At 63.2% G+C, this 23,011-nt stretch carries 24 protein-coding genes; 7 read left to right on the top strand and 17 right to left on the bottom strand.

Annotation, left to right across the window (positions count from 1 at the left end; all coding sequences use genetic code 11):
- The first annotated feature begins 175 nt into the window (after positions 1–175).
- The 4 genes from MUY37_RS04610 (at position 176) to MUY37_RS04595 (ending at position 7,283) form a co-directional block, all read left to right on the top strand.
- Positions 176–1,411, top strand: coding sequence for a serine hydrolase domain-containing protein (locus tag MUY37_RS04610; protein ID WP_499194218.1), 1,236 nt, complete (start codon positions 176–178; stop codon positions 1,409–1,411).
- A gap of 10 nt (positions 1,412–1,421) precedes the next feature.
- The gene (locus MUY37_RS04605) at positions 1,422–3,461 is read left to right on the top strand and encodes a 3-hydroxyacyl-CoA dehydrogenase NAD-binding domain-containing protein (protein WP_499194217.1); all 2,040 of its coding nucleotides are present in this window, start codon (positions 1,422–1,424) and stop codon (positions 3,459–3,461) included.
- 157 nt (positions 3,462–3,618) lie between these two features.
- Positions 3,619–6,441, top strand: a complete 2,823-nt coding sequence (locus tag MUY37_RS04600; protein ID WP_499194216.1) for a TonB-dependent receptor — start codon at positions 3,619–3,621, stop codon at positions 6,439–6,441.
- Positions 6,442–6,518: 77 nt separating this feature from the next.
- Positions 6,519–7,283: an SDR family NAD(P)-dependent oxidoreductase gene (locus MUY37_RS04595; RefSeq protein WP_499194215.1), complete on the top strand. Its 765-nt coding sequence runs from the start codon at positions 6,519–6,521 to the stop codon at positions 7,281–7,283.
- Here the strand turns inward: MUY37_RS04595 and MUY37_RS04590 are convergent.
- From MUY37_RS04590 to MUY37_RS04575, 4 genes are read right to left on the bottom strand one after another with little or no spacing between them, the layout of a single operon-like run.
- Positions 7,280–8,689: an efflux transporter outer membrane subunit gene (locus MUY37_RS04590; protein ID WP_499194214.1), complete on the bottom strand. Its 1,410-nt coding sequence runs from the start codon at positions 8,687–8,689 to the stop codon at positions 7,280–7,282. The two genes, MUY37_RS04595 and MUY37_RS04590, sit on opposite strands and share 4 nt — an antisense overlap.
- Positions 8,686–9,669 carry an efflux RND transporter periplasmic adaptor subunit gene (locus tag MUY37_RS04585; RefSeq protein WP_499194213.1) on the bottom strand — a complete coding sequence of 328 codons (984 nt, stop codon included), beginning with the start codon at positions 9,667–9,669 and terminating at the stop codon, positions 8,686–8,688. The genes MUY37_RS04590 and MUY37_RS04585 overlap by 4 nt, the downstream gene beginning before the upstream one ends.
- A gap of 1 nt (position 9,670) precedes the next feature.
- Positions 9,671–10,414: an ABC transporter ATP-binding protein gene (locus MUY37_RS04580; RefSeq protein WP_499194212.1), complete on the bottom strand. Its 744-nt coding sequence runs from the start codon at positions 10,412–10,414 to the stop codon at positions 9,671–9,673.
- The gene (locus tag MUY37_RS04575; RefSeq protein WP_499194211.1) at positions 10,414–11,547 is read right to left on the bottom strand and encodes an ABC transporter permease; all 1,134 of its coding nucleotides are present in this window, start codon (positions 11,545–11,547) and stop codon (positions 10,414–10,416) included. The genes MUY37_RS04580 and MUY37_RS04575 overlap by 1 nt, the downstream gene beginning before the upstream one ends.
- Positions 11,548–11,618: 71 nt before the next feature.
- Between MUY37_RS04575 and MUY37_RS04570 the strand changes: the two genes are divergently transcribed.
- The gene (locus MUY37_RS04570; RefSeq protein ID WP_499194210.1) at positions 11,619–12,245 is read left to right on the top strand and encodes a TetR/AcrR family transcriptional regulator; all 627 of its coding nucleotides are present in this window, start codon (positions 11,619–11,621) and stop codon (positions 12,243–12,245) included.
- A 29-nt stretch (positions 12,246–12,274) separates the two neighbouring features.
- Here the strand turns inward: MUY37_RS04570 and MUY37_RS04565 are convergent, their stop codons facing one another.
- Genes MUY37_RS04565 through flgB form a run of 13 tightly spaced genes read right to left on the bottom strand, consistent with a single transcriptional unit; the run spans position 12,275 to position 21,737 of the window.
- Positions 12,275–13,102 (bottom strand): flagellar motor protein MotB, encoded by an 828-nt coding sequence (locus MUY37_RS04565; RefSeq protein WP_499194209.1) that lies wholly within the window; start codon positions 13,100–13,102, stop codon positions 12,275–12,277.
- A gap of 1 nt (position 13,103) precedes the next feature.
- Positions 13,104–13,967, bottom strand: coding sequence for a flagellar motor stator protein MotA (gene motA / locus MUY37_RS04560; protein WP_499194208.1), 864 nt, complete (start codon positions 13,965–13,967; stop codon positions 13,104–13,106).
- A gap of 28 nt (positions 13,968–13,995) precedes the next feature.
- A complete protein-coding gene (locus MUY37_RS04555; protein ID WP_499194207.1) occupies positions 13,996–14,907 on the bottom strand; it encodes a flagellin N-terminal helical domain-containing protein in 912 nt (303 codons plus the stop codon).
- A complete protein-coding gene (gene flgK, locus MUY37_RS04550) occupies positions 14,904–16,244 on the bottom strand; it encodes a flagellar hook-associated protein FlgK (protein ID WP_499194206.1) in 1,341 nt (446 codons plus the stop codon). The genes MUY37_RS04555 and flgK overlap by 4 nt, the downstream gene beginning before the upstream one ends.
- Positions 16,244–16,549 (bottom strand): rod-binding protein, encoded by a 306-nt coding sequence (locus tag MUY37_RS04545; RefSeq protein ID WP_499194205.1) that lies wholly within the window; start codon positions 16,547–16,549, stop codon positions 16,244–16,246. Before MUY37_RS04545 ends, flgK begins: the two co-directional genes overlap by 1 nt.
- Positions 16,546–17,643 (bottom strand): flagellar basal body P-ring protein FlgI, encoded by a 1,098-nt coding sequence (locus MUY37_RS04540; RefSeq protein ID WP_499194204.1) that lies wholly within the window; start codon positions 17,641–17,643, stop codon positions 16,546–16,548. Before MUY37_RS04540 ends, MUY37_RS04545 begins: the two co-directional genes overlap by 4 nt.
- An 11-nt stretch (positions 17,644–17,654) precedes the next feature.
- On the bottom strand, positions 17,655–18,308 hold the full coding sequence (locus tag MUY37_RS04535; protein ID WP_499194203.1) for a flagellar basal body L-ring protein FlgH: 654 nt from the start codon (positions 18,306–18,308) through the stop codon (positions 17,655–17,657).
- An 11-nt stretch (positions 18,309–18,319) separates the two neighbouring features.
- A complete protein-coding gene (gene flgG, locus MUY37_RS04530) occupies positions 18,320–19,108 on the bottom strand; it encodes a flagellar basal-body rod protein FlgG (RefSeq protein WP_499194202.1) in 789 nt (262 codons plus the stop codon).
- Between the two features lie 19 nt (positions 19,109–19,127).
- Positions 19,128–19,868 carry a flagellar basal body rod protein FlgF gene (locus MUY37_RS04525; protein WP_499194201.1) on the bottom strand — a complete coding sequence of 247 codons (741 nt, stop codon included), beginning with the start codon at positions 19,866–19,868 and terminating at the stop codon, positions 19,128–19,130.
- A 5-nt stretch (positions 19,869–19,873) separates the two neighbouring features.
- A complete protein-coding gene (locus MUY37_RS04520; protein WP_499194200.1) occupies positions 19,874–20,686 on the bottom strand; it encodes a flagellar hook-basal body complex protein in 813 nt (270 codons plus the stop codon).
- A gap of 15 nt (positions 20,687–20,701) precedes the next feature.
- The gene (locus MUY37_RS04515) at positions 20,702–20,986 is read right to left on the bottom strand and encodes a flagellar hook assembly protein FlgD (RefSeq protein WP_499194199.1); all 285 of its coding nucleotides are present in this window, start codon (positions 20,984–20,986) and stop codon (positions 20,702–20,704) included.
- The gene (gene flgC, locus MUY37_RS04510) at positions 20,983–21,387 is read right to left on the bottom strand and encodes a flagellar basal body rod protein FlgC (protein WP_499194198.1); all 405 of its coding nucleotides are present in this window, start codon (positions 21,385–21,387) and stop codon (positions 20,983–20,985) included. The genes MUY37_RS04515 and flgC overlap by 4 nt, the downstream gene beginning before the upstream one ends.
- Before the next feature lie 2 nt (positions 21,388–21,389).
- Complete coding sequence (gene flgB, locus MUY37_RS04505; RefSeq protein WP_499194197.1) at positions 21,390–21,737, bottom strand: flagellar basal body rod protein FlgB; 348 nt, start codon at positions 21,735–21,737, stop codon at positions 21,390–21,392.
- 182 nt (positions 21,738–21,919) lie between these two features.
- Between flgB and MUY37_RS04500 the strand changes: the two genes are divergently transcribed.
- Both MUY37_RS04500 and MUY37_RS04495 read left to right on the top strand, forming a co-directional pair.
- Entirely contained in the window at positions 21,920–22,576 is a 657-nt protein-coding gene (locus MUY37_RS04500; RefSeq protein WP_499194196.1) for a MotA/TolQ/ExbB proton channel family protein, read from the top strand.
- Positions 22,573–22,992: a hypothetical protein gene (locus MUY37_RS04495; protein WP_499194195.1), complete on the top strand. Its 420-nt coding sequence runs from the start codon at positions 22,573–22,575 to the stop codon at positions 22,990–22,992. Before MUY37_RS04500 ends, MUY37_RS04495 begins: the two co-directional genes overlap by 4 nt.
- Positions 22,993–23,011: the final 19 nt, after the last annotated feature.

Raw genomic sequence — 23,011 nt, 5'->3', positions numbered from 1 at the left:
GGTATCCCCTCATCTGCCGCCACTTCCGGGGCGACTCTCTCCACCCGCGATCTAACCCTGCTTGTCATGGATGTGCAAGCCGCCTTCGAAGGAAAGGTATGAGGGTGGCAAGAACAGATGAATTCGCTATTCGTGTAAAACCGAAGCATAGGTATGTACGGGAGAGGAGAACGGAATGGTCGAACTGGCAGACGCCGGAGCACTGGGTTTCGATGCCGGGAGGCTATCGCGAATCACTCCGTTCCTGGCAGAGACGTATGTCGACAATGGCCGCCTGCCTAACGCACAATTGCTGATCGCGCGCGACGGACAACCGGTCCATTACACCAGGCTCGGCACGATGGGCGACGATGGCCGCGAGCTTCGCGACGACGCGCTGTTTCGCATCGCCAGCATGACCAAGCCGGTGACCTCGGTCGCCTTCATGCAGCTCGTCGAACAGTGCAAGGTCGCGCTGGAAGAGCCGGTGACCAAAGTGTTTCCCGAATTCGCCAATTTGCATGTCTATGCGGGCGGCGGCGGCTCGATCCCCTTCGCGCCGGGCGCGCCCGCGCATCCGATGCGCTTCGTCGATCTGCTCACGCATATGTCGGGCTTCACCTACGGCTTGCAGAACCGCAACAATATCGATGCGGTCTACCGCGAGCACAATTTCGATTTCGCGCGCGACAATCTGGATAGTGACGGGTTCATCGACAAATTGGCCCAGCTCCCGCTCGAATTCGCGCCCGGGCAGGGATGGAACTATTCGGTCTCGACCGATGTGCTGGGCATTGCGGTCGAACGGATCAGCGGAATGCGGCTGGGCGACTATTTCGAGAAGCACATTTTCGCCCCGCTCGGCATGACCGATACGCGCTTCGGCGTTCGCGAAGGCGATCTCGATCGGCTGGTCGATGCCTACGCCTATCGCCCCGGCCAGTCGCCGCGCATGATCAGCGCCGGCGCGACGAGCAAGCTTGCCAAGCCCGCGAGTTTCGACAGCGGCGGCGGAGGGCTGGTCGGCACCATCGCCGACTATCATCGCTTCGCGACCATGCTGCTGAACGGCGGCGAGCTGGACGGCGCGCGCATCATCAGCCCCAAGACCCTGCGCCTGATGCGAACCAACCATTTGCCGGGCAATGCCGATCTCACCGAGATGTCGAGCAGCCTGTTTTCCGAAGCGAACAATGCCGGGACGGGTTTCGGCCTGGGATTCGCGATGGTGATCGATCCGGCAAAAACGCTGATCCCGTCGAGTCTGGGCGAGTATTACTGGGGCGGCGCCTATTCGACCGCCTTCTTCGTCGATCCGGTCGAACGCATCACCATGGTTTTCATGACGCAGGTCTATCCCTCGTCGACCTATCCCATCCGCCGTCAGCTCAAGACGCTGATCTATTCCGCCCTCACCGAAACCTACGTCTGAGGAGACACCGATGACCTCCCCCATCCGCACACAGCGCCACGACGATGTCCTTGTCGTCATTTCCGACAATCCGCCGGTCAATGCCCTGGGACAGGCCGTGCGCGCCGGGCTGAAGGACGCGATCGAAGAAGCGATCGGCGATGACGCGGTCAAGGCAGTGGTCATTCGCTGCGACGGACGGACTTTCTTTGCCGGTGCGGACATCACCGAATTCGGCAAGCCGCCGGTCGGCCCGAGCCTGCCCGAAACGCTCGACGCAATGGAAGCGAGCGACAAGCCTGTGGTCGCCGCGATCCACGGCACCGCGCTTGGCGGCGGCTGCGAGGTGGCGCTGGCCTGCCATTACCGCGTCGCGGTGCCCAGTGCCAAACTCGGCCTGCCCGAAGTAAAGCTCGGCCTGATCCCCGGCGCTGCGGGCACGCAGCGCCTGCCGCGCCTCGTTGGGGCGGAAGCCGCCTTGCCCCTAGTCGTCGGCGGCAATCCGATCCCGGCCAAGAAAGCCAAGGCCATCGGTCTGCTCGACGAACTCGTAGGTGAAGACAGCCTCGAGGCCGATGCCATCGCCTTCGCCAGGTCGAAGATCGGCCAGCCGGTCCCGCGTGCGTCGGAAGGCAATGCCAATGAGGATGGCGTGCGCGATCCCGACCTGTTCGACCGCTTCCGCGCCAGCCAAGCCCGCCGGATTCGCGGTTTCGATGCCCCCAATGCGGCGATCGAAGCGGTCAAGGCGGCTGGCGAACTGCCCTATGCCGAAGGCGTGCAAAAGGAACGCGAGCTGTTCATGAAACTGATGAGCGGCACGCAAAGCGCGGCGATGCGCCACTATTTCTTCGCCGAACGCGCGGCCAACAAGATCGACGACGTGCCCAAGGATACGCCGCTGATCCCGATCAAGAAAGTCGGCGTGATCGGTGCCGGAACGATGGGCGGCGGGATCGCGATGAATTTCCTCTCCGCCGGTATTCCGGTGACGATCCTCGAAATGACGCAGGACGCGCTCGACCGGGGCACGGGAGTAATGCGCAAGAACTATGAAAACACGGCCAAGAAAGGCCGCATGACGGCCGAGCAGGTCGAACAGGCCATGGGCCTGCTGACGCCCACGCTGTCCTATGGCGACCTCGCCGATTGCGATCTCGTGATCGAAGCGGTCTACGAAAACATGGACGTCAAGAAAGAGGTCTTCGCCAAGCTCGACACAGTGGTGAAGCAGGGCGCGATCCTTGCCTCCAACACCAGCTATCTCGATGTGGACGAGATCGCCACGGCGACAGGGCGCCCCGGTTATGTCGTGGGCATGCACTTCTTCTCGCCCGCCAACATCATGAAGCTGCTCGAAGTCGTGCGCGGCAAGGAAACGCGCCACGATGTGCTGGCGACGGTGATGAAGCTGTCGAAAACAATCGGCAAAGTGGCCGCCGTTTCGGGCGTGTGCCCGGGCTTCATCGGCAACCGCATGCTCTCCAAGCGTCAGGAGCAGGCGAACGAGCTGATCATGGAAGGCGCGAATTATTGGGAAGTCGACGACGTACTGCTCGAATTCGGTTTCCCCATGGGACCGTTCCAGATGGGCGACCTGGCCGGGATCGACATCGGCTGGCACCGCGACCCGACAAAGGTCACCACGATCCGCGAGGCGCTCTGCGCCAAGGAGCGCTTCGGCCAGAAGAACGGCAAGGGCTTCTACGACTACGACGAAGCGCGCAATCGCACGCCCTCGGACGAAGTGAAGGCGATCATCGCCGATTTCGCCGCCAAGGAAGGCAGGGAGCAGCGCGCAATCTCCAAGGACGAGATCCGGGAACGCCTGCTCTATCCCATGGTCAACGAGGGCGCGAAGATCCTCGAGGAAGGCATGGCGCAGCGTGCGAGCGATATCGATGTCGTATGGATCAACGGATATGGCTGGCCGCTCTACACGGGAGGCCCGATGTTCTGGGCCGATACGATCGGGCTCGACACGGTCGTCGCGGGACTGGAGCGCCATGGCCTGCCCGTGAGCGAATTTCTGCGTGAGAAAGCCGAAACCGGCAAGCGCTTCAATCAGTAAGCGCGAAACTGCGGCATTTTCGAAACATCGGTACGCAATTCGACGATTGCAATAACACGTTTGACCGTTGTCCCTTGACATAATCGGGCAATACGCATTCAAATTCGATGCAAGGGTATGCACCCAGAGCGGGCGACCCAAAGGAGAGGAGAAACCCATGCAGAGATTCGGACTACGTCATCAATGTGCGCTGGGAGCACTGGCAGGGGCGCTTGCCTTCGTGCCCGTTGCGGCGCAGGCGCAGGACCAGGCGGAAACCGATCAGGAAACCGGTCTTGTCGATGCCGCGGATGTCGATGACAGCAATGTCATCATCGTGCGCGCCCAGGGCCGCGAACAGGCACTGGCCGACGTACCGGTCGCCGTGTCGGCCGTTTCGGGCGAATTGCTGGAGAAATCCGGTGTTTCCGATATTCGCGACCTCAATCAGGTTGCCCCGTCCCTGCTCGTCTCCTCGACCGGCAACGAAGCCAATGGCTCTGCGCGTATCCGCGGTATCGGAACGGTCGGCGACAATCCGGGCCTCGAAAGCTCGGTCGCGGTCTTCGTGGATGGCGTATATCGTTCGCGTTCGGGCAATGCCCTGTCCGAACTCGGCCCGATCGATCGTGTGGAAATCCTGCGCGGCCCGCAAGGCACGCTGGGCGGGCGCAACTCCTCCGCAGGCTTGATCAACATCTACACCGCCCCGCCCGAATTCGAATTCTCCGGCTACGGCGCTTTCACCTATGGCAATTACGATGCGATCAAGGTCGAAGGGGGCATCAATGCCCCTCTCGGCGAAACGGTAGCGGCGCGTATCGACGGCGTGTATTTCAAGCGTGACGGCTTTTACAACGATGTGACCAACAACACCGACGTCAACAATCGCGACCGCTACCTGGTTCGTGCCCAAGTTCTGTTCGAACCGACCGAAGACGTCAGCTTCCGCCTGGTCGGCGACTATTCGAAGAAGGACGAAGCCTGCTGCGCAGCGACCTTCGTGCAGCCTGACTTCGCTCCGCTTGCGCGTATCGATACGAGCATAAATCCGCTTACGGGCCGCCCCAATCTCGATCTTTTCAATCGCCCCAATGGCGGCCCGGCGCTGACCAGCACGTCGAACCCGATCGTTCCGATCCTGCTCGGCCTCGGGCAGGATCCGCGCGCGCTTTCGCAATCGACGTTCAACCGCAATATCTATCCCACGGCAGGACGCAGCTATGAGGGTGAAACCGAGGATTACGGTATCTCGGGCGAGCTCAACTGGACGCTCGGCGATGTCACGCTCACCTCGATCACGGGGTATCGCGAATATTCGAACAACCAGGCATCGGATACCGACTACACGCAGGTCGACCTGCTGTACCGTGCCCCCGGCCCCAATGCCGGCGCGCGCGAGTTCAAGACCTTCACGCAGGAATTCCGCGTCAACGGCACCGCCTTCAACGACCGGCTCGACTGGCTGGTGGGCGCCTATTACGCCAACGAAAAACTCGAGACCCGCGACAATCTGCGGTTCGGCAACGATTACGGCACCTTCGCCAGTTGCCGCGTGGCGCTTGCCTTGGCGGGTCTTCTGGGGCCGACCGCGGTTAATCCTGGCAATGCCAATTGCCTAAGCGCTGGTGGACAAGGAGCCCTGATTGGCGATCCCGCCAACCCGCTGGACGGCGCCCTTGGCCCGGCTGGTGACGTCGTCGTCAATGGCCTCAACATCTTGTCGCAGGTCAAGGACGTCGGTGGAACCGGCGACATCTACAATCAGAAGAGCGAAAACTTCGCGGTTTTCACGCACAACATCGTCCATCTGACCGATACGGTCGATCTGACCCTGGGTGTACGCTACACCAGCGAAACCAAGGATTTTGATGCGACCTTCGGGAACGACAATGTCTTCTGCCCTCAGCAGCGGGCCTTGCAGGGTGCAACGCTACTGAACCCTGCTTTCCTGGCCAATTTCCCTGCCACAAGTCGCGGTACGCTTCAGGCGCTGGGCGGTGGTCTGCTGGCGCTGTCCTGCCAGGGCAACTCGACTGCCGAACTCAACGGTGTGTCGATTTCCGATACGCGGGACGAAGACGAGTTCACCGGCACGGCGATCCTGAGCTGGAAGCCCGATCCCGACTGGCTGCTCTACGGTTCCTATTCGAAGGGCTATAAGGCGGGTGGTTTCAATCTCGACCGCTCGGCGCTGTCGAACCCGCTGTTCCTCGATGTGACCAACCTCAATACGGCGAACCTTCAGTTCGACGCGGAGACGGTCGACGCCTTCGAGGTCGGGGTGAAGTATTCGAGCCGCAAATTCGGCTTCAGCATCGCGGCCTTCCGCCAGGAATTCAGCAACTTCCAACTGAACACCTTCAACGGTTCGGTCTTCCTGGTGCAGAATGTCAATGGCTGCGACACCGATCTTGGCGGCGGTGATCGCGATGGCGATCCGGCGACCGGGGCCTGTGCGGTCGACGACGTGGCACCCGGCGTGATCGCGCAGGGTTTCGAGTTCGAAACCTCGCTCAGCCCGGTCCGCGATCTGACCATGACGATGGGGATCACCTATTCGGACACCAGCTACGAAGACAACCTGATCGGGACCGATACGGGCGCCCCGCTCGATCCGGCGCTGCGCCTGTTGCCGGGCGACAACCTGTCGAACGCGCCCGAATGGGTCGGCACGGCTTCGCTCAGCTGGACTCCGCCGATCGGCAATTCCGGCCTGTCGGGCCTGTTCTTCGTCAATGCCCGCGCGACCGACGATTTCAACACCGGTTCCGATCTGCTCTTCGGCAAGGAACAGGATTCCTATGTCATCGTCAACGGCCGCATCGGCATCACCGGTCCCGACCGGCGCTGGGGTCTGGAGTTCTGGGCGAACAATTTGTTCGACAAGGACTACACTCAGGTGGCGTTCAACACACCATTCGTGGCTCCGCAGCAGACCTATTCGGCCTTCCTCGCCGAACCGCGCACCTACGGCGTGACCGTTCGCGCCGGCTTCTGATACATATCGGTTGAGCCACAGAGGGGTCCGGCGTCTCGCGATGCCGGACCCTTTTTCTTGAGCCAAGGGGAAAAGCCATGTCGTCATTCGATCTGACCGGAAAGGTTGCTGTCATAACCGGATCGAGCCGTGGGATCGGCCGTGCCATTGCCGAAGGCCTTGCGGCGCAAGGCGCGCGTGTCGTGATCTCCAGCCGCAAGCAGGATGCCTGCGAGGAGGTCGCCGCGGCAATCAATGCCGAGCATGGCCAAGGCAGCGCGGTGGCGATCGCCGCTTCCATTTCCGAGAAAGCCCAGCTCGAGGATCTGTTCGCACAGACCAGGGAGAAACTCGGCCCGGTCGACATCCTTATCTGCAATGCGGCGAGCAATCCCCATTATGGATCGATGGACGGGATCTCCGACGATCAATTCCGCAAGGTCCTCGATAACAATATCCTGTCGAACCACTGGCTGATCCAGTTGGCCCTGCCTGCCATGCGCGAGAAGGGCGATGGAGCAATCGTCGTCATCAGTTCGATCGGGGGCCTGCGCGCCTCGACCACGATCGGGGCCTATTGCGTTTCGAAGGCCGCCGATTTCCAGCTCGTGCGCAATTATGCCGCAGAGAATGGCAAGCACGGCATCCGCGTCAACGGAATCGCGCCGGGACTGGTGAAGACCGACTTCGCCAAAGCGCTGTGGGACAATCCCGAAGCGCTCGCCGCGACCGAAAAGCGGCTTGCCATGCGCCGGATCGGTGAACCGGAGGATATCGCCGGTGCGGCCATCTATCTCTCCTCACCCGCAGCGAAATGGACCACCGGTCAGACCATCGTGGTCGATGGCGGAGCGATGATCTAGGGGAGATCGCTTCCGCCCAGCGCCTGCCACAACAGAACACGCGCACGGCGGGCGCGGCCAAGCGCAGCCGCCGCGCGTTCTCCGCTGGCATCGGCCGCCCGCCGCGCTTCGAGAACGGTCAGGAAATCCGCCAACCCGGCTTCATAGCGCGTATTGGCGAGCCGCGCCGCGCGTTGCAGGTTTGCAGCCTCCGCCGCTGCGGCCTGTGCTTCGATATCGGCGGCGGACACCAGGCCATAACCCGCCTCGGCATCGCCCAAAGCAGTATAGACCGTGCCCCGATAGGCCTCGAAAGCGGCCTTCTTTTCCGCTGCGGCACCATCGATTTCGGCTTGTATCCGCCCGAAATCGAGCAGTGGACCGGCAATCGTCGCGGCGAGCGAGCCGACCACCGATTCACTGTCGAACAAATCGCCAATCCCGAACGCCAGCAGGCCGATCGCACCCGACAGGTCGAAGGTCGGAAACCGCCTGCGCGCCGTTGCGGCAAGCTCCGCATCCTCCGCCGCCAGGGTAGCGGCCGCCGCAAGCACGTCCGGGCGGTTGGCGAGCAGCGCGGAAGGAAGCGTTTCGGGCGGAGCGGGCAGATCCGCATCGGCTTCGCCCTGCGCCAGCGCGGCGCGAACCTGCGCCCCGCTTTGGGCCGTCAGCGTTACGAGCCGTCCCAACAGCCGCGTCCGCTCGCTCTCCAGGGCCGCCAGGCGGCTGCGCGAACTGGCTGCGGAACCTTCCGCACGCACCCGATCGAAGCCAGGCGCGATCCCGGCGCGTTCGCGCACGTCGGCAAGCCGCGCAAGTTCCCGGGCCGAAGCCAGATCGCTGCGCACTTCGGCATCGCGTGCTTCGACGGTCCGCCAGTCGATCACGCTCGCCGCAATCTCCGCGAGCAGCGCGTTGCGCACTGCCCGCCGGCTGGCATTCGCGGAATCGATCCGGGCCAGTGCGGCGCGTTCCTGCGCGCGCAGGCGACCGAACAGGTCGAGGTCCCAGCGTGCCGTGAGATTGGCCGCATAGGACACGCGCTCGGTGTCGAACGTCACCCCCGGCGGCAGATCGCCGCCGAAAGAGGCCGGGTTGGTGCGCGTTCCGGTTACCGAGGCGTTCGCGCCGATATCGGGCAGGCGCTCAGCCCCCGCACGAGCGGCTCCGGCACGGGCCTGTTCAACCCGCGCCGCTGCCTCTGCCAAAGTGGGCGAAGAGGCGAGCGCCTGTGCGGCAAGCGTATCGAACGCGGGATCGTCGACCGGAAGCAATCCGGCCAGGGTCGTTTCCTGCTGCGTATCGGGCGCGAAAAGGAAACTGTCGGGCAGGACCGGCACCGGTGTTGCGATCTCGGGCGGCGGACCGGCCGCGCAGGACGCAAGCGCCAGCGCGCTAGCGGTCAGGAAGAATGCGCGCGGCATCATTCCCCATCCCCCTTCGCGGCGATATAGGCATCGACCTGCTGGCCGACGCGGAACAGGCCGTTGGTTTCGGGCAGTTCATAGATAAGCTGCAGCACACGCACATCGACGCGTTCCGCTGCGCTGTTGGTAAGCGAGCGTTTGGGCACCACGAGCGGCTCGGCCCGGACGAACTTGGCTTTGACCCGCCGGTCGGATGCACCGCGCGGGCTGACTGTTGCCGGGGCTCCAAGCGCAACGCGCGGCGCCTGCTCTTCGTCGATATCGATACGCACATGCAGCGGCTGCGTTTGCCCCATCTCGATGAAGGGTTGCGATCCGCCGCCGCCCATCGTGCTGACATATTCGCCCTTGCGGATGTTCACCGCCAGAATTTCGCCCGCGATAGGCGCGCGCACGGTCAGCCGGCCGATCTCGGTCTGCGCCGAACCTGCGCGAGCCTGTGCGGCCTGCAGGCGCGCCTGCGCCAGTCTCAGCCGCTCGCGTGCGGTGGAGGCGTCACCCTCCGCGCGGATCACTTCGGCACGGCTGACCGCTGCGGGGTCGTCGACATTGCGATAGAGCGCGAGTTGCTGCTCTGCGGTGGCCCGCGCAGTGCGAGCTTCGGCAATCGCAGCGCGCGCCTCGGCAATCGCCGCATTGGCCTCGCGTAGCTGTGCCCGCACGGCGCGGTCATCGACGGTGAACAGCACCTGCCCCTCGCTCACGCGGTCACCCGGCTGAACGGACAGGCCTGTGATGAGACCGGACAGCGCCGAGCCGATCTGGATCGTCTCGCTCGAGGGTTCGACCACGCCCGCGCCCGCGACACGCGCCTGCGCCGCCAACTCTGCCGGTGCGCGCGGGGGCTCGCGCCCGGGTTCGCTGAGTTCCCGGTCGGGCAGGCCGACGAAGATGAACAGCACCGCCGCGAGCAAACCGAGCAAGGCAATCACCGGGAGAATTTGGCGCGAAAAGCTCAGGTTTTTCCAGTTGAATGCCATGTCAGTGTCCTTCGGGCACGTCCGTGCCGTCGTGGGTGATCCGCCCGTCCTCAAGCACGAGGATACGGTCGGCGAGGTCGAAAATCCGGTTATCGTGAGTCACGATTATGCATGCGCGGTCTTCCGCGACCGCGACATCGCGCAGGAGGTCCATCACCCGACGGCCCGATGACGCGTCGAGCGCCGCCGTCGGTTCATCGCAGACCACCAGGCGTGGCTCGTGAACCAAGGCGCGGGCAATGGCGACGCGCTGTTGCTGCCCGCCCGATAGCTGGCGCGGCAGCTTGTCGGCCTGGTCTGCGATATTGAGCTTTTTCAGCATGGCGACCGCTTTTTCGCGCGCCTCGAGCCGATCCATCCCCTGGGCGATCAGCGGCACCGCCGCGTTGTTTGCAGCGTCGATCGAGGGGATCAGATTATACTGCTGGAAGATGAAGCCGATGTTTTGCAGGCGGAATTCCACCAGCTCGGTATCGCCCAGCTCGTAGATGTCGGTCCCGAATACCTTCACCTCGCCCAGCGTCGGCCACAAGATGCCGCACATGATCGAGATAAGAGTCGTCTTGCCCGAACCGCTTTCGCCGACGAGGAAAGTCAGCTCGCCCGCGCGGATATCGAGATCGATCCCGTGCAGCACGGTGATCGTCTGCTGCCCCGCCTGGAAATCGCGCGTCACACCGCGTGTGCAGATCGCCGCTTCGGGCTTGCATCCGCCGATGGCGCTGGTGTCGATCGGCGTGCCCATCAGCGGAACACCGATGCCGGCTCGGTCTTGAGCACGTTGCGCAGCGCCAGCCAGCCGGTCAACGCGAGGATGAGAAATACCGCAACCAGGCTGACCAGCGGGATCTGCCACGGAATGTAAAATCCCTTGAAGGTCGGATTGCTCGAGAAACCCCAGATGAAGAACACCGTTCCGATCACGCCGAGACCGTAACCGACCAGGCCCACCAGCCCCGCTTGCACCGCGACCATCCGGCGGATTTTCCGATTGGTGACGCCGATCGCCTTCAGCGCGCCGAACTGCTTGATGTTGTCGCGGATGAACAGGCTGAAGGTCAGCCCCACGATTGCCACGCCGACAATGAAGCCGAGCGCGACGGTAATCCCGAAATTCAGCGGGATACCCGTGTTCTCGATAATGAAATCGATCCCGTCCTGCGCGAATTCGTCGCGGGTCCGGGCCTTGAGGCCGGTTTCGCGTTCGATCCGTTCCGACAGGGCTTTGGCCTGCATCGGATCTTCTGCACCCACCAGCACGAAGGACAGGCGATTGCGCGTGCCCGGCACGTAATTCAGCGCCTGGCTGTATTTGGTGTAGAGCACGACGGTGCTGGTGAAACTGGGGATCGCATCGGCAATTCCCCTTATCACCGCGCGCTGATCGTTCAGCTCCAAACGTTCGCCGATCGGGGACTGGCCGGGAAACATGCGCGTGGTGCCGACATCGTCGATAATCACGCTGTCAGGCCGTGAAAGAACGTCCGACGACCCTTCGAGCATGCGCTTGGGCAGGCCGATCAGCGTCGCATCGTCGACCCCGATGACCGCCACCCCTTCGAGATCGCCATCCTTGGTACGAACGCTGGCCTGCGCACGGATATGCGGCACCGCCCATTCCACGCCCGGTACGCTGCGCACCTTGTCGAGCGCGGTGGACGGCAGGGCGTAAGCGACATCGCTCGTCCGGCTGACCGGGTCCATCACCCACACATCCGCGCTGGAGACGTTGTAAACGCCGCTCGCCCCGCGCTCGATCAGATTGACGAAAATGGTCAATTGCTGCGTGATGAGCAAAGTGGAGAACGCAATGCCGAACACCAGTCCGTAAAATTTCTGGGCGTCCCCGGTAAGCATTCTGATCGCAATCCAGAGCATGCTTGCTTGCCTTCGCCTTTCGACTCGTCCATTAGTGAACGATAGCGTTCAACTGAACGGGACCGTTCAATTTGTCAAGCGACAGCTCGAAAAAACCAGGTCGGCCGATAGTCACGGCAAAGCGCGACGCGATCATCGCGGCGGCGGCGGAGTCTTTCTTCACCAAAGGTTTCGCAGCAACGTCAATCGAACAGGTCGCGGCGGATGCGGGTGTTTCGAAGGTCACGATATACAATCATTTCGGCGACAAACGGGCGTTGTTCGCGGCGTCGGTCGACGATCAATGCGCTGCCATGCGGGCGAGTTTCGCGCTCGAGCCCGCGCCTACCGGTACGCTGCGCGAACGCCTTACGGCAATCGCAGAGGCGATGGTCGCCTTCCTGTCGCGCGAGGAAATGGTGCGTTTCGACCGCCGGATTGCCGCGGAAACCGAAACCGAGCCCGAAATCGGCGAGGCGTTTCTTGCCGCAGGGCCGCACCGCATGCGCTCTGCCTTCGCCGCATTGCTCGACACCATGGTTGCAGGTGGCGAACTCGATATCGCCGATACCGAGCTGGCGGTCGAACAATTCGTCTCGATGTGCAAGGGCATGGGCGATCTGGAGCGCCGCTTCGGCCAACCCGCCGATCCGGCGTGTGACCGCCGCCGCATCGATGGCGCCGTCGAGGTTTTTTGCCGCGCCTATGCGCGCAGCTAGTCGGGCGCCCGCCCTACTCCTGCGTCAGCTCAGTCTTCGAGAGAGATCGAAATCCGGCGGTTGCGCGGATCGGCGGGGTCATCGGAGATCAGCGGTTCGGTATCCGCGACGCCTTCGATCCGGCGGAAACGGCCGCGTGAAATGCCATGGCGGATCAGCGTCTGGCGAGTGGCCTCGGCGCGCCCGGCCGAAAGCGACCAGTTGTTGACCCTGGTCGGATCGCGGTATTTCAGAGCATCCGTGTGACCGCGAACGGTAATCTGGCCACCTTCCGGTCCGATGGCTTCGGCCACGATATCGAGCAGATCGCGTGCGTCCGGGGTCAGCACCGTGGTGCCCAGAGCGAACATCGAAAAATCCGCATCGTCGACCAGGTCGATCCTGATACCCGTGGTGGTATCGATCATCCGCACCTGGCGCATCAGCCGTTTGAGCCGTTCCTTGTCGGCGATCGCCTCGGTAACGCGGATCTGTATCCGTTTGATGGTCGCGGCGCCTTCCTTCGGGCCGCCGGTGGCGTCGCGCGGCACGGTAAGCGTCTTCGTTCCGGTCTGCCCGGCGGCATGCGGGTAATTGTCCACATCCACCAGCGAGGATCCACCCAACACGCCATCGGCGCCCGCGCTCTGTTCCTTGGTCTTGACCAGCGTCGGCGTGAAATAGTCCGCCAACCCCTTGCGCTGATCCTCCGTCGTCGCGCCGAGCAGCCAGAGCAACAGGAAGAAGGCCATCATCGCGGTAACGAAGTCGGCATAGGCCACCTTCCACGCACCGCCATGATGCCCCGCCTCCACGACGGTCACCTTTTTGACGATGATCGGAACGGGATCGTTGCGGCCGTCTGCCTTGCTGGCCATGTTAGCGCCCCCGCAACGCGTCGAGAAGTTCGTTCAAGCCGGGCCTGACCGCATGGCCCAGGCTCGACCGGGCGCTTTCCACCACCAGCGGCTGGGGATGCCCGTAGAGCGAAGCGATGATTACCTGCTTGACCGCATGGAATATCTGTTCGTCCTGTTCGAGCACCTGTTTGAGACGCCCGGCGAGCGGGCCGACGATCCCATAGGCGAGCAATACCCCGAGAAAGGTGCCCACCAGCGCCGCACCGATCATCTTGCCCAGGATTTCGGGCGGCTTGTCGATCGAGCCCATGGTCTTGACCACCCCCAGAACCGCCGCGACGATACCGAGCGCGGGCAGCGCATCCGACAGGGTCTGAAGGTTGTGCTGTGGTTCGTGCAGTTCGTGAAAATGCGTCTTCATCGCATTGTCCATCACCTCTTCGACGGCATGCGTTTCCAGCGTACCGGAAGACACCACCAGCAGGGTCAGCGTATCGCAGATCAGCGCGATGAGCGCAGTATTCTTGAGCAGGTTCGGATATTCGCTGAACACGGTAGAATTGGCCGGATCGTCGAGATGGCTTTCCAGCGCCACGGGTCCGTCGTTCTTGAGCATGCGCATCAATTGCGTGGTCAGCGCGATGGCATCGATATGGTCCTGCTTGTTGTGCTGCGGCCCCTTGAAAATTTTCTTGAACGCCCCGCCCAGCGCCTTGAGCCCATCAAGCGAATTGCCTGCAACCATTGCGCCGACCGCAGCACCCCCGATGATCAGCATTTCATAGGGCATGGCCGCCAAAACGGGGCCCATAGCGCCGCCGCTGAGCATGAACCCGCCGAAAACCATGACGATTAGGACTACGATGCCGATGATCGCGTACATAGGGCAGTTCCTCCGATAGGGTGCGCGATCAGCGCAGCATTGAAAACAGCGAAAGGTTGGCGAGACGAACGAAACTGGCCTGGCTTGCTTCTAGAACGGTCATCGTTTCCTGGAGGCGGGTCATCGTGGTGGCGATGTCTGCCCCCCCGACATTCAAGCGTTCCTCCGCGATACGTTCGGCGTTGTTTTCCCGCCGCTCGCTCATCAGGTCGATCCAGTTGAGACGGGCACCGACCACCGTCTGCGCGGTAGTCACCTTTTCGAGGCCAGCATCGATATCCGCCAGGGCTGCGGAACTCGCGTCGGCTGCCGCCTGACCGCCGCTGGCAAGCGCGGCGGCGAGGCCGCCCAGAACGGCAAAGAGATCGGTCGGACCGCTCGGGGCTTCGAACTCGAAGACTTCCGGTCCGGTGAGCGCCGCTTCGACAGACTGCCCCTCGCCGATTTCCAGCGGGGTAACCGTTGTCGTGCCGACGAAATCCACTTGTGCGCCGTTTTCGACATAAGCCGATCCGCTCGTCTGTCCGCCGAGTAGCGCATGGCCCGAAATATTGCGGCTGTTCGCCAGCAGGACCAGGTTTTCGCGCAGGCTGGCGACTTCCACTCCAATGGCTCCACGCTGTTCATCGCTCAGCGTGCTCGAGGAAGCCTTAACCGCCAGTTCGCGCACACGCACCACGAGATCACCGATCGATGTCAGCGTCTGGTCGGTGAGGGAAAGATCGGCTTCGGCGAGTTGCGAGTTGCGCGTATCAACGCTGGCGATGCGCTCGGTGCGCGATAGCATGCGCAGACGCGCGGCGGCCACGGGATCGTCCGAGGAGCGTTCGAGGCGCTCACCGGTACCGATCTGCTGCTGGAGCGTTTCTGCTTGCGCACGCAAGGCCCCGATCTGGCGAGAGCCGCGTTCATAGAATGCACCGGTGCTGAGATTGATCATCGCCCGATCCCCAAGAGAGTGTCGAAAATTTCGCTCGCTGTCTGCATGGCCCGGCCCGAGGCCTGGAAAGCCTGCTGGAAGCGAATGAGATTGGCGGCTTCCTGGTCGAGATCGACTCCCGACTGCGCTTCGAGAGACACGCGCGCAGAAGATGCGATCGTTTCGAGCGCGCCTTGTGTCACGTCCCGCCCGGCGACCTTGCTGGAAACGTCGAACAACAGCCCGCTGAGCTTTTGCGCGGGATCGAGGCCCGCCAGCGACTGGCGCAGCGCGTTGAGATTGGCATCGTCGCGACTACCGACGCCTGCACCGGCAGGTGCTGTCGCGATCCCGCGGCCCTCGGTCATGACAACGCGCAGAGTTCCCGCCGTCGTTCCGGCGAAGATCGGTTGCCCCTGAGCCCCGTCGAGATCGACGCCCGCCATCTGCGCATTGTTGACTGCATCGGCCAGCCCGGCTGCGATCGCATCGAGCCGGCCGCGGGTCGATGCCAGTTCCGTCAGGGCCAGCGAAGCACCGGCCAGGCTGCCCGATCCGGGTTGCATCGCCTGACCATCGACAGCGAAGCTCAGGGTTCCATCGGCTGCGACAGACGATGTGAGGGTTCCCGCAGTGCCGCCTTGCACGAAGCTGCGGGGCGGGTTGGAGCCGAGCGATACGACTACGGTGCCATCGCTGGCGAAACTGGTGGTCAACGAGCTGAACCCCGCCAACCGTTCGAGCATCTGGTCGCGCTGGTCGAGCAGGGCGGCGCGGTCGCTGCTGCCGGTGCCTGCCCGCGTCAGACGCAGGTTCACCCGGGCCAGCTCGGCGCCGATGACATTGGCGTCGGAAACCTGCGCATCGGCTTCGAAACGCAGGCCATTGCCCACGGCATCGAAGCTCGACGCCGCGATGTTGAATTTGTCCGCCAGCGTGGAGGCTTCGGCGATCACCGCCGCGCGCCGGGAAGGATCCACCGGATCGCTGGCGAGCTGCTGGAGCACCGCCTCGAATTCGACAGCCGAGGAAAAGGCGCCCGATTGCTCGACCGCGCTTTCGATGTTGCGCAGCCCCGACAATTCGACATTGGCCCGCTGAAGGTCGCCCGATGTACGACGAACCTCGCCCTGCAGAAAGGAATCCGCATTGCGGCGGATTTCCGCGATACGCGCGCCCGACAGCGAGATGTCGCCAATCCGTCCGGCCCCGCCCGAGGCCGAGACTTCCTCGATACGCAGGCTGCGGCGAACATAGCCATCGCTCGACGCATTGGCGATGTTCTGCGCCGTGACATCCAGCGCACCGCGCGCGGCACGCGCCCCGCTTGTGGCAATGGAGAGGAGGTCGGATGCCATCAGCCGTCACCCTGCGGAAGAAAACGTGCGAGCTGGTTCTCGATCGCCGCGGCGAAACCGAGCTGGCCCGATTTTGCCGCCATGTCAGCGAATTGCGAATCGCGCATCTCGCGAAACGTCTCCTCGCCCTGCCCGCCGAACAGATCCTCGCCGCCGAAATCGGTGCTTCGCGCACTCGCCAGCATCTGACGCAGCAGGATCGCCTCGAATTGCTGCGCGGCATCGCGCAGTTCATTGCGGGCGGGCGCGGGTTCGCGGTCCGCCAGTGGCCTGGCGCCACCGAGATTGATCGGGTCGAGGGTCATATGATTACCAGCTCCGCCGTCAGCGATCCGGCCTGCTTCAGGCCTTCGAGAATGGCGACGAGATCGGCCGGGCTCGCACCGAGTGCGTTGAGAGCGTCGACAACCTCGGCCAGCGATGCACCGGGGCCAATGCGTGAGACGACGTTGTCCTGCTGGCTCGCCGATATGGTGCTGTCGGGTTCCAGCGCCGTGCGTCCGCGCGAGAAAGGCGCTGGCTGAACCACCATCGGGTTCTCGTCGATCCGCACCACCAGGCTACCGTGGCTTATCGCTGCAGGGGCCAGCCGCACGGCACTGGAGATGACGATCGTGCCCGTCCGGCTGTTGATGACGACCTTCGCAGCACGCTCGGCCGGGTTGATTTCGAGCATTTCGATACGGGCCATGATTTCCGCGCGGGTATTGGCGCCCGGCGGCAGCATCAGCGCCAGCGTGACTCCGTCCTCGACCTGCGCCATGCCCGGATAGGCACCGTTGATCGCATCGCGCACGCGCGAGATGGTCAGGAAATCGGCATAATAGAGGTTCCAGCGCAGGACTTCGCTGAAATCGAAATTGCTGGTCACCGCCTGTTCGACGGTCGCACCATCGGCAATCCGTCCCACTGTCGGCACATTGACCGTCAGCTTCGAACCATCCTTGCCCGATATGCCGAGCCCGCCCACGGCGAGGTTGCCCTGCGCCATGGCGTATATCTGGCCGTCGGCACCGTAAAGCGGTGTCATCACCAGCGCGCCGCCGCGCAGCGACTTGGCCTTGCCCATGGTCGAAACCGTGACGTCGATCCGCTGACCGGGCTTTGCGAAAGCAGGCAGTTCGGCGGTGATGATGACTGCCGCGGCATTCTTGAGCGCCGGGTTCACACCGGGCGGCAGTTGCAGGCCAAGACGGCCCGATACGCCGCGCATGGCCTGGGTCAGATAGGCGAAATTGTCGTCGCCCGAACCGTCCAGGCCGACGACGATGCCATAGCCAGTCAACTGGTTGGAGCGGACAGACTGAAACTGGCCGAGGTCGCGAACCCGCTCGGCCGCTGCCGGAACCGGTAGCGACGCAAGCAGCGCGAGGAAGAAAATAGCGAGGCGGCGGATCATGATCGACATCCTCAGAAAGGCGAAATCGCGCCGAAGAAACGCGACAGCCAGCCTTCGCGGCTTGCGCGCTGGACCGAGCCGGCGCCCGAATAGGAAATGCGCGCATCGGCCACCCGGATCGACGGGATGCGGTTGTCCTGATCGATATCGGCAAGGCGGATGATGCCGGAAAGCTGGACCCATTCCTCGCCCTGGCTGAGTTGCATGACCTTCTCTCCGCGCACCAGTGCCGTCCCGTTCGGACGAACCTCGGCAATGGTCACGGTCAGGTCTGCCCGGATCGAACTGGCCTGCGATGCATCACCCGACCCTTTGAACGACGAACCGCCGGAGGCATTAAGATCGGCGTCGTCGATGCCGACAAATTGCGGAAGAGAGAGCCCGATATTGCCGTCGCGCTTGGTCGATCCGCTGGTGGATTTCGATGTCTGTGTGCGCTCGACCAGCACGATCGTTACGATATCGCCGACCCGCGCCGCGCGATTGCCGTAATAAAGCGGCGCATAGCCGTGACTGGCCTGATAGATCGCGCCGTCCCGATGCTGCGTTGGGACCGCCTGCGGGGCTGGTGGGAGCGCGGCCGAAAAGCCTTCGGGCCGCGCGGAGCCCCCACCGCACGCTGCAAGGGCGAGCGTCATAGGGACGAGATAGAGTGCGGGTTTCATGGGAGTGGTCCTCACAGCGTCTGGTTGGCGTTGCGCAGCATCTCGTCGACGGCGGAAACCATCTTCGAGCTGATCTCGTAAGCGCGCTGGGCTTCGATCATGTCGACCAGTTCCTGGACGATGTTGACGTTCGACGCCTCGAGCATGCCCTGGCGGATATTACCGCGGCCATTCTCGCCGCCGATTCCCAATTCGGCCGCGCCGCTGGCTGCGGTTTCGACGAGGAAGTTATCGCCGATCGCCTGCAGGCCCGAAGGGTTGGTGAAGCGGGCAACCTGGATCTGACCCAGCTCGGCCGGTTCGGCCTCCCCGGCCAGCGTGGCCGACACGATGCCATCGGGCGATACCGCAATCGCGGTGGCGCCTTGGGGGACGGTGATCGCGGGCTGCACGGCATACCCCTGCTGGGTGACCAACTGCCCTTCGGCGGAAAGGGTGAAATTGCCCGCGCGGGTGTAGCCGATCTGGCCCCCAGGCATCTCGATCTGGAAGTATCCATCGCCGTCGAGCGCCAGATCGAAAGCGTTGTCGGTGTTGTTGAGCGCGCCCTGCGTCATGATCTGGCTGGTCGACTGGACCGCCACGCCGGTGCCGAGGTTGAGCCCGGTGGCATAAGCGGTTTCGCCAGAGGAACGCTGTCCGGCAACGCGCGCGTCCTGATAGGCGAGGGTGGCGAAATTGGCGCGGTCGCGCTTGAAGCCGGTGGTGCCGACATTGGCCAGGTTGTTGGCGATGACGCGCATGCGCGCATCCTGTGCCTCGAGCCCGGTGCGGGCGACCTGAAGGGCTGAAGTGGGCATGGCTTATCCTTTCCCCTGATCATCCGAGGCGCATGAGCTGCGCGCCGCTTTCGTCGATTTCGCGTGCGGTGGAGATGACCTTGCTGCGCATGGCGAAGAGCCGCTGCGCATCGATCATGTCGACCAGGACTTCGGTGGTTTTCACATTCGATTGTTCGAGCGCGCCGGATTTGACCGTGGCCGCTTCGTCGGTCGGCAAGATGCCACCGCCTTCGACGCGGAACAGGCCATCCAGCCCCTTGCTGACCGGCGAGCCTTCCCACGCCGCCAGCTTGATCCGTCCGATTTCGGTCGGGGCCTGCTCGGGCGCGGCCGGATCGGCGATGGTGATCGTGCCATCGGGCGCGATCGCCGGGATGCCGACCGGCGGAATGGTGATGGGGCCGCCATCTCCCAATACCGGTCGTCCTTCGCCATTGACGAGCAGGCCGGTAGCCGAGACGGAAAGATCGCCCCGGCGGGTATAGGCTTCCGTACCATCGGCCGCCTGCACTGCCATCAGCGCATCGGTCTCGATCGCGATATCGAGATCGCGGCCGGTATCGACGACTTCGCCCGCAACCATGTTCGCACCGCGCACGCTGGCAGTCTGCATCGCGCGCGCCTCGTTGGGTTGCCCCTCGATGGTGACGGCGCGCTGATCGAGCATTTCCGCGCGAAACCCGAGCGTATTGGCATTGGCCATATTGCTCGCGATGACGCGCTGGCTGTCCATCGACGCCCGCATGCCCGATAGCGCGGTATGGATGAGGCGATCCATGGCAATCAGCTCCGCAGGTTGATGACCGTCTGCGAGATCTGGGTGGCGGTATCGATAGCCTTGGCATTGGCCTGGAAATTACGCTGCGCGGTAATCAGACCGACCAGTTCCTCGGCGATGTCGACATTCGAGCGTTCGAGTGCGCCCGAAAGCAGCGATCCATAGGCACCCGATCCCGGGGAACCATAGCTCGCAGCACCAGACAGTCCGGTGCTTTCCCAATTGGCGGAACCGACCTTCTTGAGCCCGTTTGGCGAAATGAAGCTGGCGAGCGCCACCGCACCGATCGGTTCGACTGATCCATCGGCATAGGACGCCTGAACAAGGCCCGTCTCGGTAATGGTAACGCCCGCGAATTCCGAACCGGCTGCATTGACCGCGGGCACCTGCGCATCGGAAATACCGTTGCCGGTCACCTGGCCATTAGCATCGACCGGAAACACTTGCAGCCGATTGCCGGCGCTGTCGGCGATATGGCCGGTATCGCTCATCGAAAACGATCCTGCACGAGTGTAAAGGGTCGTTCCGTCCACCGCAGAGCGCGTGGTGAAGAAGCCGTCACCGGTAATCGCAAGATCCAGTGCCGAACCGGTCTGCTCCACCGGGCCAAGGGCAAAGTTCTGCGTGATCGATTCCACCGATGCACCGATGCCCTTAATCATCCGGGGGTTGGTTAGCGCAGATCCGGCAACGATTTCCGAAAATTCGGTCCGGCTGCGCTTGAAACCGTAGGTTTCCGAATTCGAGATGTTATGCGCGATGACGCCGAGCGAGGTCTGCGCGTTTTTCATACCGTTGAGTGAGGTGTAGAAGGACATGAAAAGTCTCCTTGGTCAGGTATCGGACGCGGACTGGGAAGTGACGATCAACTGGTCGAGCTTGTCCGCGATCCGCTCGAGCATGGCATTTGTTTCGGTGACACCCGCGAGCGAGGAAAACTGCGCCATCTGCGCCAGCATTTCCTTGTTATCGACCGGGTTGAAGGGGTCCTGCTGCTGCATCTGGACAGTCAGCAGGCGCAGGAAGTCACCCTGCCCCAGCGAACTCATTCCACGACCGGCAACGGGCGCATTCGGTGTAGCGGGGTTGGCCGCCTGGTTGGTGGTCGAAGTAATCATTTCATTCTCATCGTTTCGAGCATGAGCTGCTTGGCGGTGGACATGGCCTCAACCATGTTGCGGTATTGGCGGGATGCTTCGAGCATCTCGACCATTTCGGCGTTCTCATCGACGGGAGCCTCCCACACGTCGCCGTTCTCGTCGGCGAGCGGGTGGCCCGGATCGTGACGGCGGATCGGCGCGACATCTTCGCGCACCACTCCGCCCACACGGACCGATGAAAGGCCGCTCGCACGGTCGAGCTCTTGCTCGAAGACTGTGCGCATCGGACGGTAGGCCTCTTCCTCGGTACCTGACACCGAACCGGCATTGGCGAGATTGGAGGCGGCGGTGTTCATCCGCACGAGCTGCGCGGACATGGCACGATGGCCGATGTCGAAGAAGGAAGTCGGACCGGCCATCGTCATTCGCCCCTGATCGCGCGGGTTACGGTTTCGACCCGCCCGCGCAGGAAGTTGAGAGTGGCCGTGTACGCGACCGCGTTTTCGGCGAATGCCGCCTGTTCGGTGGACATTTCGACGGTGTTCCCGTCGAGACTCGCCATGGTCGGCACGCGATACTGGACCGCGCTATCGGCGGCGCGCGCACTATCGGCACCCCCCAGGCGGGCCTGCAACGCGGCGGAAAAATCCACGTCGCGTGCTTTGTAGCCAGGCGTTGCCGCATTGGCGATGTTTGAGCCGAGCACACCCATGCGCTGCGACCGGATTTCCAGTGCTGCCCCGTGAATGCCGAACAATCTGTCGCTCATCTGAGCCTCCGCAAGAATTACGGGAGATGTTAAGCAAGGGGCGTGCCAAAATCGATCTGGAGGGCGGAAACAGGGCAAACCGGCAGAATGTGGCAAGCCCTTGCCGGGATGCGGCAAAGTTCGTCCGCCGGATAAATCTGGCCCCATGCCGGTCGTTCTTGGCGGCAAGGAGTAGCAAATTCATGCTGGACACCTGGTACGATCCGATGGCCATTACCATCGTCCTTGTCGGCACGATCGCCGCGACGATCCTGCGCTGCGGGGTCGCGGACAGCCGTGTTGCCGCCGGCGCCCTGCGCGGGCTGCTTGGTGCGCCTTTCAATGTGGCGAAGGCCAAGGCCAGCCTCGCCATCCAGATCCGCGAAATCGCCGATGACGGCTTCATCCGCGCAGAACCGCGCCACTTCGGCGATAATGAGTTCGACAGCCTTTCCGATCTCATGATCAGCCAGCGGTCGATCCAGTCGCTGCATGGCGAACACTCCAAGTTCAAGGAAGCACGGCTTGCCAATGCGAAGACCGCGATACGCGTGTTCGATTGCGCTGCCGATCTCGCCCCGGTTCTGGGCCTGGCAGGCACTCTTGTCGCGCTGGGGCATGCGCGGGGCGCCGCCCCCGAAGACGCCGGTATCGTCGGAGCGATTTCCATGGCCGTCGTGACGACGCTCTATGGTCTCGTCGCGGCCAACTTTCTTTTCTCGCCCCTGGGGGGCGCGATCGCGCGGAGATCGCGCCGCGAGGAAATCGACCGCGACGAAGTGCTAGAATGGCTGGCCCATGGTATTCGGCGCGCGGGCGCGCCCGGCATGGCACCGGAACCCGAAAAGGAAGCAGCATGATTTTGCGCGCCGCGTCGGGGTGGCAGACGATTACCGCCGATCTCGCCCTCATTCTGTTTCTCATTACCGCTCAGGCTGCGAATGAAACGCCGGAAAAGGCGGCGCCACCCGAACCGCGACAGTCTGCGGCGCAGGGATCTTCGGCCCTCGCCCTGCACAGGCCGGGGTCGGGCGAAAGCACTCGCGAATGGCTGCTTGCCGCCGCCAGCGATGATCGACAGGTTGCGACCATATCGGTCGGCTATGCACCCACCCGGCGGGCCGAGGCGCTGGCCGAAGGCGAAAGGCTGCTGGAAGACGCGGAGGATGCGGGCGTTGCCGCCCGGCTCATCGCCATGCCGAATATCAGGGACGAAATCGTGATTTCGGTCGATTACCTCCGCACCCCGATGAATGGCACGGATTTTGCTGAATAACGGGTACGAGCCTCTCTTT

It is taken from the genome of Qipengyuania sp. ABI-127-1 (genome assembly GCA_022953095.1).
Taxonomy (GTDB): domain Bacteria; phylum Pseudomonadota; class Alphaproteobacteria; order Sphingomonadales; family Sphingomonadaceae; genus Qipengyuania.
This window is presented reverse-complemented; position numbering and strand designations above follow the sequence as displayed.

Coding starts and splice junctions, on each gene's coding strand:
- MUY37_RS04610 (WP_499194218.1), top strand. CDS start 176: ATGGTCGAACTGGCAGACGCCGGAGCACTGGGTTTCGATGCCGGGAGG.
- MUY37_RS04605 (WP_499194217.1), top strand. CDS start 1,422: ATGACCTCCCCCATCCGCACACAGCGCCACGACGATGTCCTTGTCGTC.
- MUY37_RS04600 (WP_499194216.1), top strand. CDS start 3,619: ATGCAGAGATTCGGACTACGTCATCAATGTGCGCTGGGAGCACTGGCA.
- MUY37_RS04595 (WP_499194215.1), top strand. CDS start 6,519: ATGTCGTCATTCGATCTGACCGGAAAGGTTGCTGTCATAACCGGATCG.
- MUY37_RS04590 (WP_499194214.1), bottom strand. CDS start 8,689: ATGATGCCGCGCGCATTCTTCCTGACCGCTAGCGCGCTGGCGCTTGCG.
- MUY37_RS04585 (WP_499194213.1), bottom strand. CDS start 9,669: ATGGCATTCAACTGGAAAAACCTGAGCTTTTCGCGCCAAATTCTCCCG.
- MUY37_RS04580 (WP_499194212.1), bottom strand. CDS start 10,414: ATGGGCACGCCGATCGACACCAGCGCCATCGGCGGATGCAAGCCCGAA.
- MUY37_RS04575 (WP_499194211.1), bottom strand. CDS start 11,547: ATGCTCTGGATTGCGATCAGAATGCTTACCGGGGACGCCCAGAAATTT.
- MUY37_RS04565 (WP_499194209.1), bottom strand. CDS start 13,102: ATGGCCAGCAAGGCAGACGGCCGCAACGATCCCGTTCCGATCATCGTC.
- motA (WP_499194208.1), bottom strand. CDS start 13,967: ATGTACGCGATCATCGGCATCGTAGTCCTAATCGTCATGGTTTTCGGC.
- MUY37_RS04555 (WP_499194207.1), bottom strand. CDS start 14,907: ATGATCAATCTCAGCACCGGTGCATTCTATGAACGCGGCTCTCGCCAG.
- flgK (WP_499194206.1), bottom strand. CDS start 16,244: ATGGCATCCGACCTCCTCTCCATTGCCACAAGCGGGGCGCGTGCCGCG.
- MUY37_RS04545 (WP_499194205.1), bottom strand. CDS start 16,549: ATGACCCTCGACCCGATCAATCTCGGTGGCGCCAGGCCACTGGCGGAC.
- MUY37_RS04540 (WP_499194204.1), bottom strand. CDS start 17,643: ATGATCCGCCGCCTCGCTATTTTCTTCCTCGCGCTGCTTGCGTCGCTA.
- MUY37_RS04535 (WP_499194203.1), bottom strand. CDS start 18,308: ATGAAACCCGCACTCTATCTCGTCCCTATGACGCTCGCCCTTGCAGCG.
- flgG (WP_499194202.1), bottom strand. CDS start 19,108: ATGCCCACTTCAGCCCTTCAGGTCGCCCGCACCGGGCTCGAGGCACAG.
- MUY37_RS04525 (WP_499194201.1), bottom strand. CDS start 19,868: ATGGATCGCCTCATCCATACCGCGCTATCGGGCATGCGGGCGTCGATG.
- MUY37_RS04520 (WP_499194200.1), bottom strand. CDS start 20,686: ATGTCCTTCTACACCTCACTCAACGGTATGAAAAACGCGCAGACCTCG.
- MUY37_RS04515 (WP_499194199.1), bottom strand. CDS start 20,986: ATGATTACTTCGACCACCAACCAGGCGGCCAACCCCGCTACACCGAAT.
- flgC (WP_499194198.1), bottom strand. CDS start 21,387: ATGGCCGGTCCGACTTCCTTCTTCGACATCGGCCATCGTGCCATGTCC.
- flgB (WP_499194197.1), bottom strand. CDS start 21,737: ATGAGCGACAGATTGTTCGGCATTCACGGGGCAGCACTGGAAATCCGG.
- MUY37_RS04500 (WP_499194196.1), top strand. CDS start 21,920: ATGCTGGACACCTGGTACGATCCGATGGCCATTACCATCGTCCTTGTC.
- MUY37_RS04495 (WP_499194195.1), top strand. CDS start 22,573: ATGATTTTGCGCGCCGCGTCGGGGTGGCAGACGATTACCGCCGATCTC.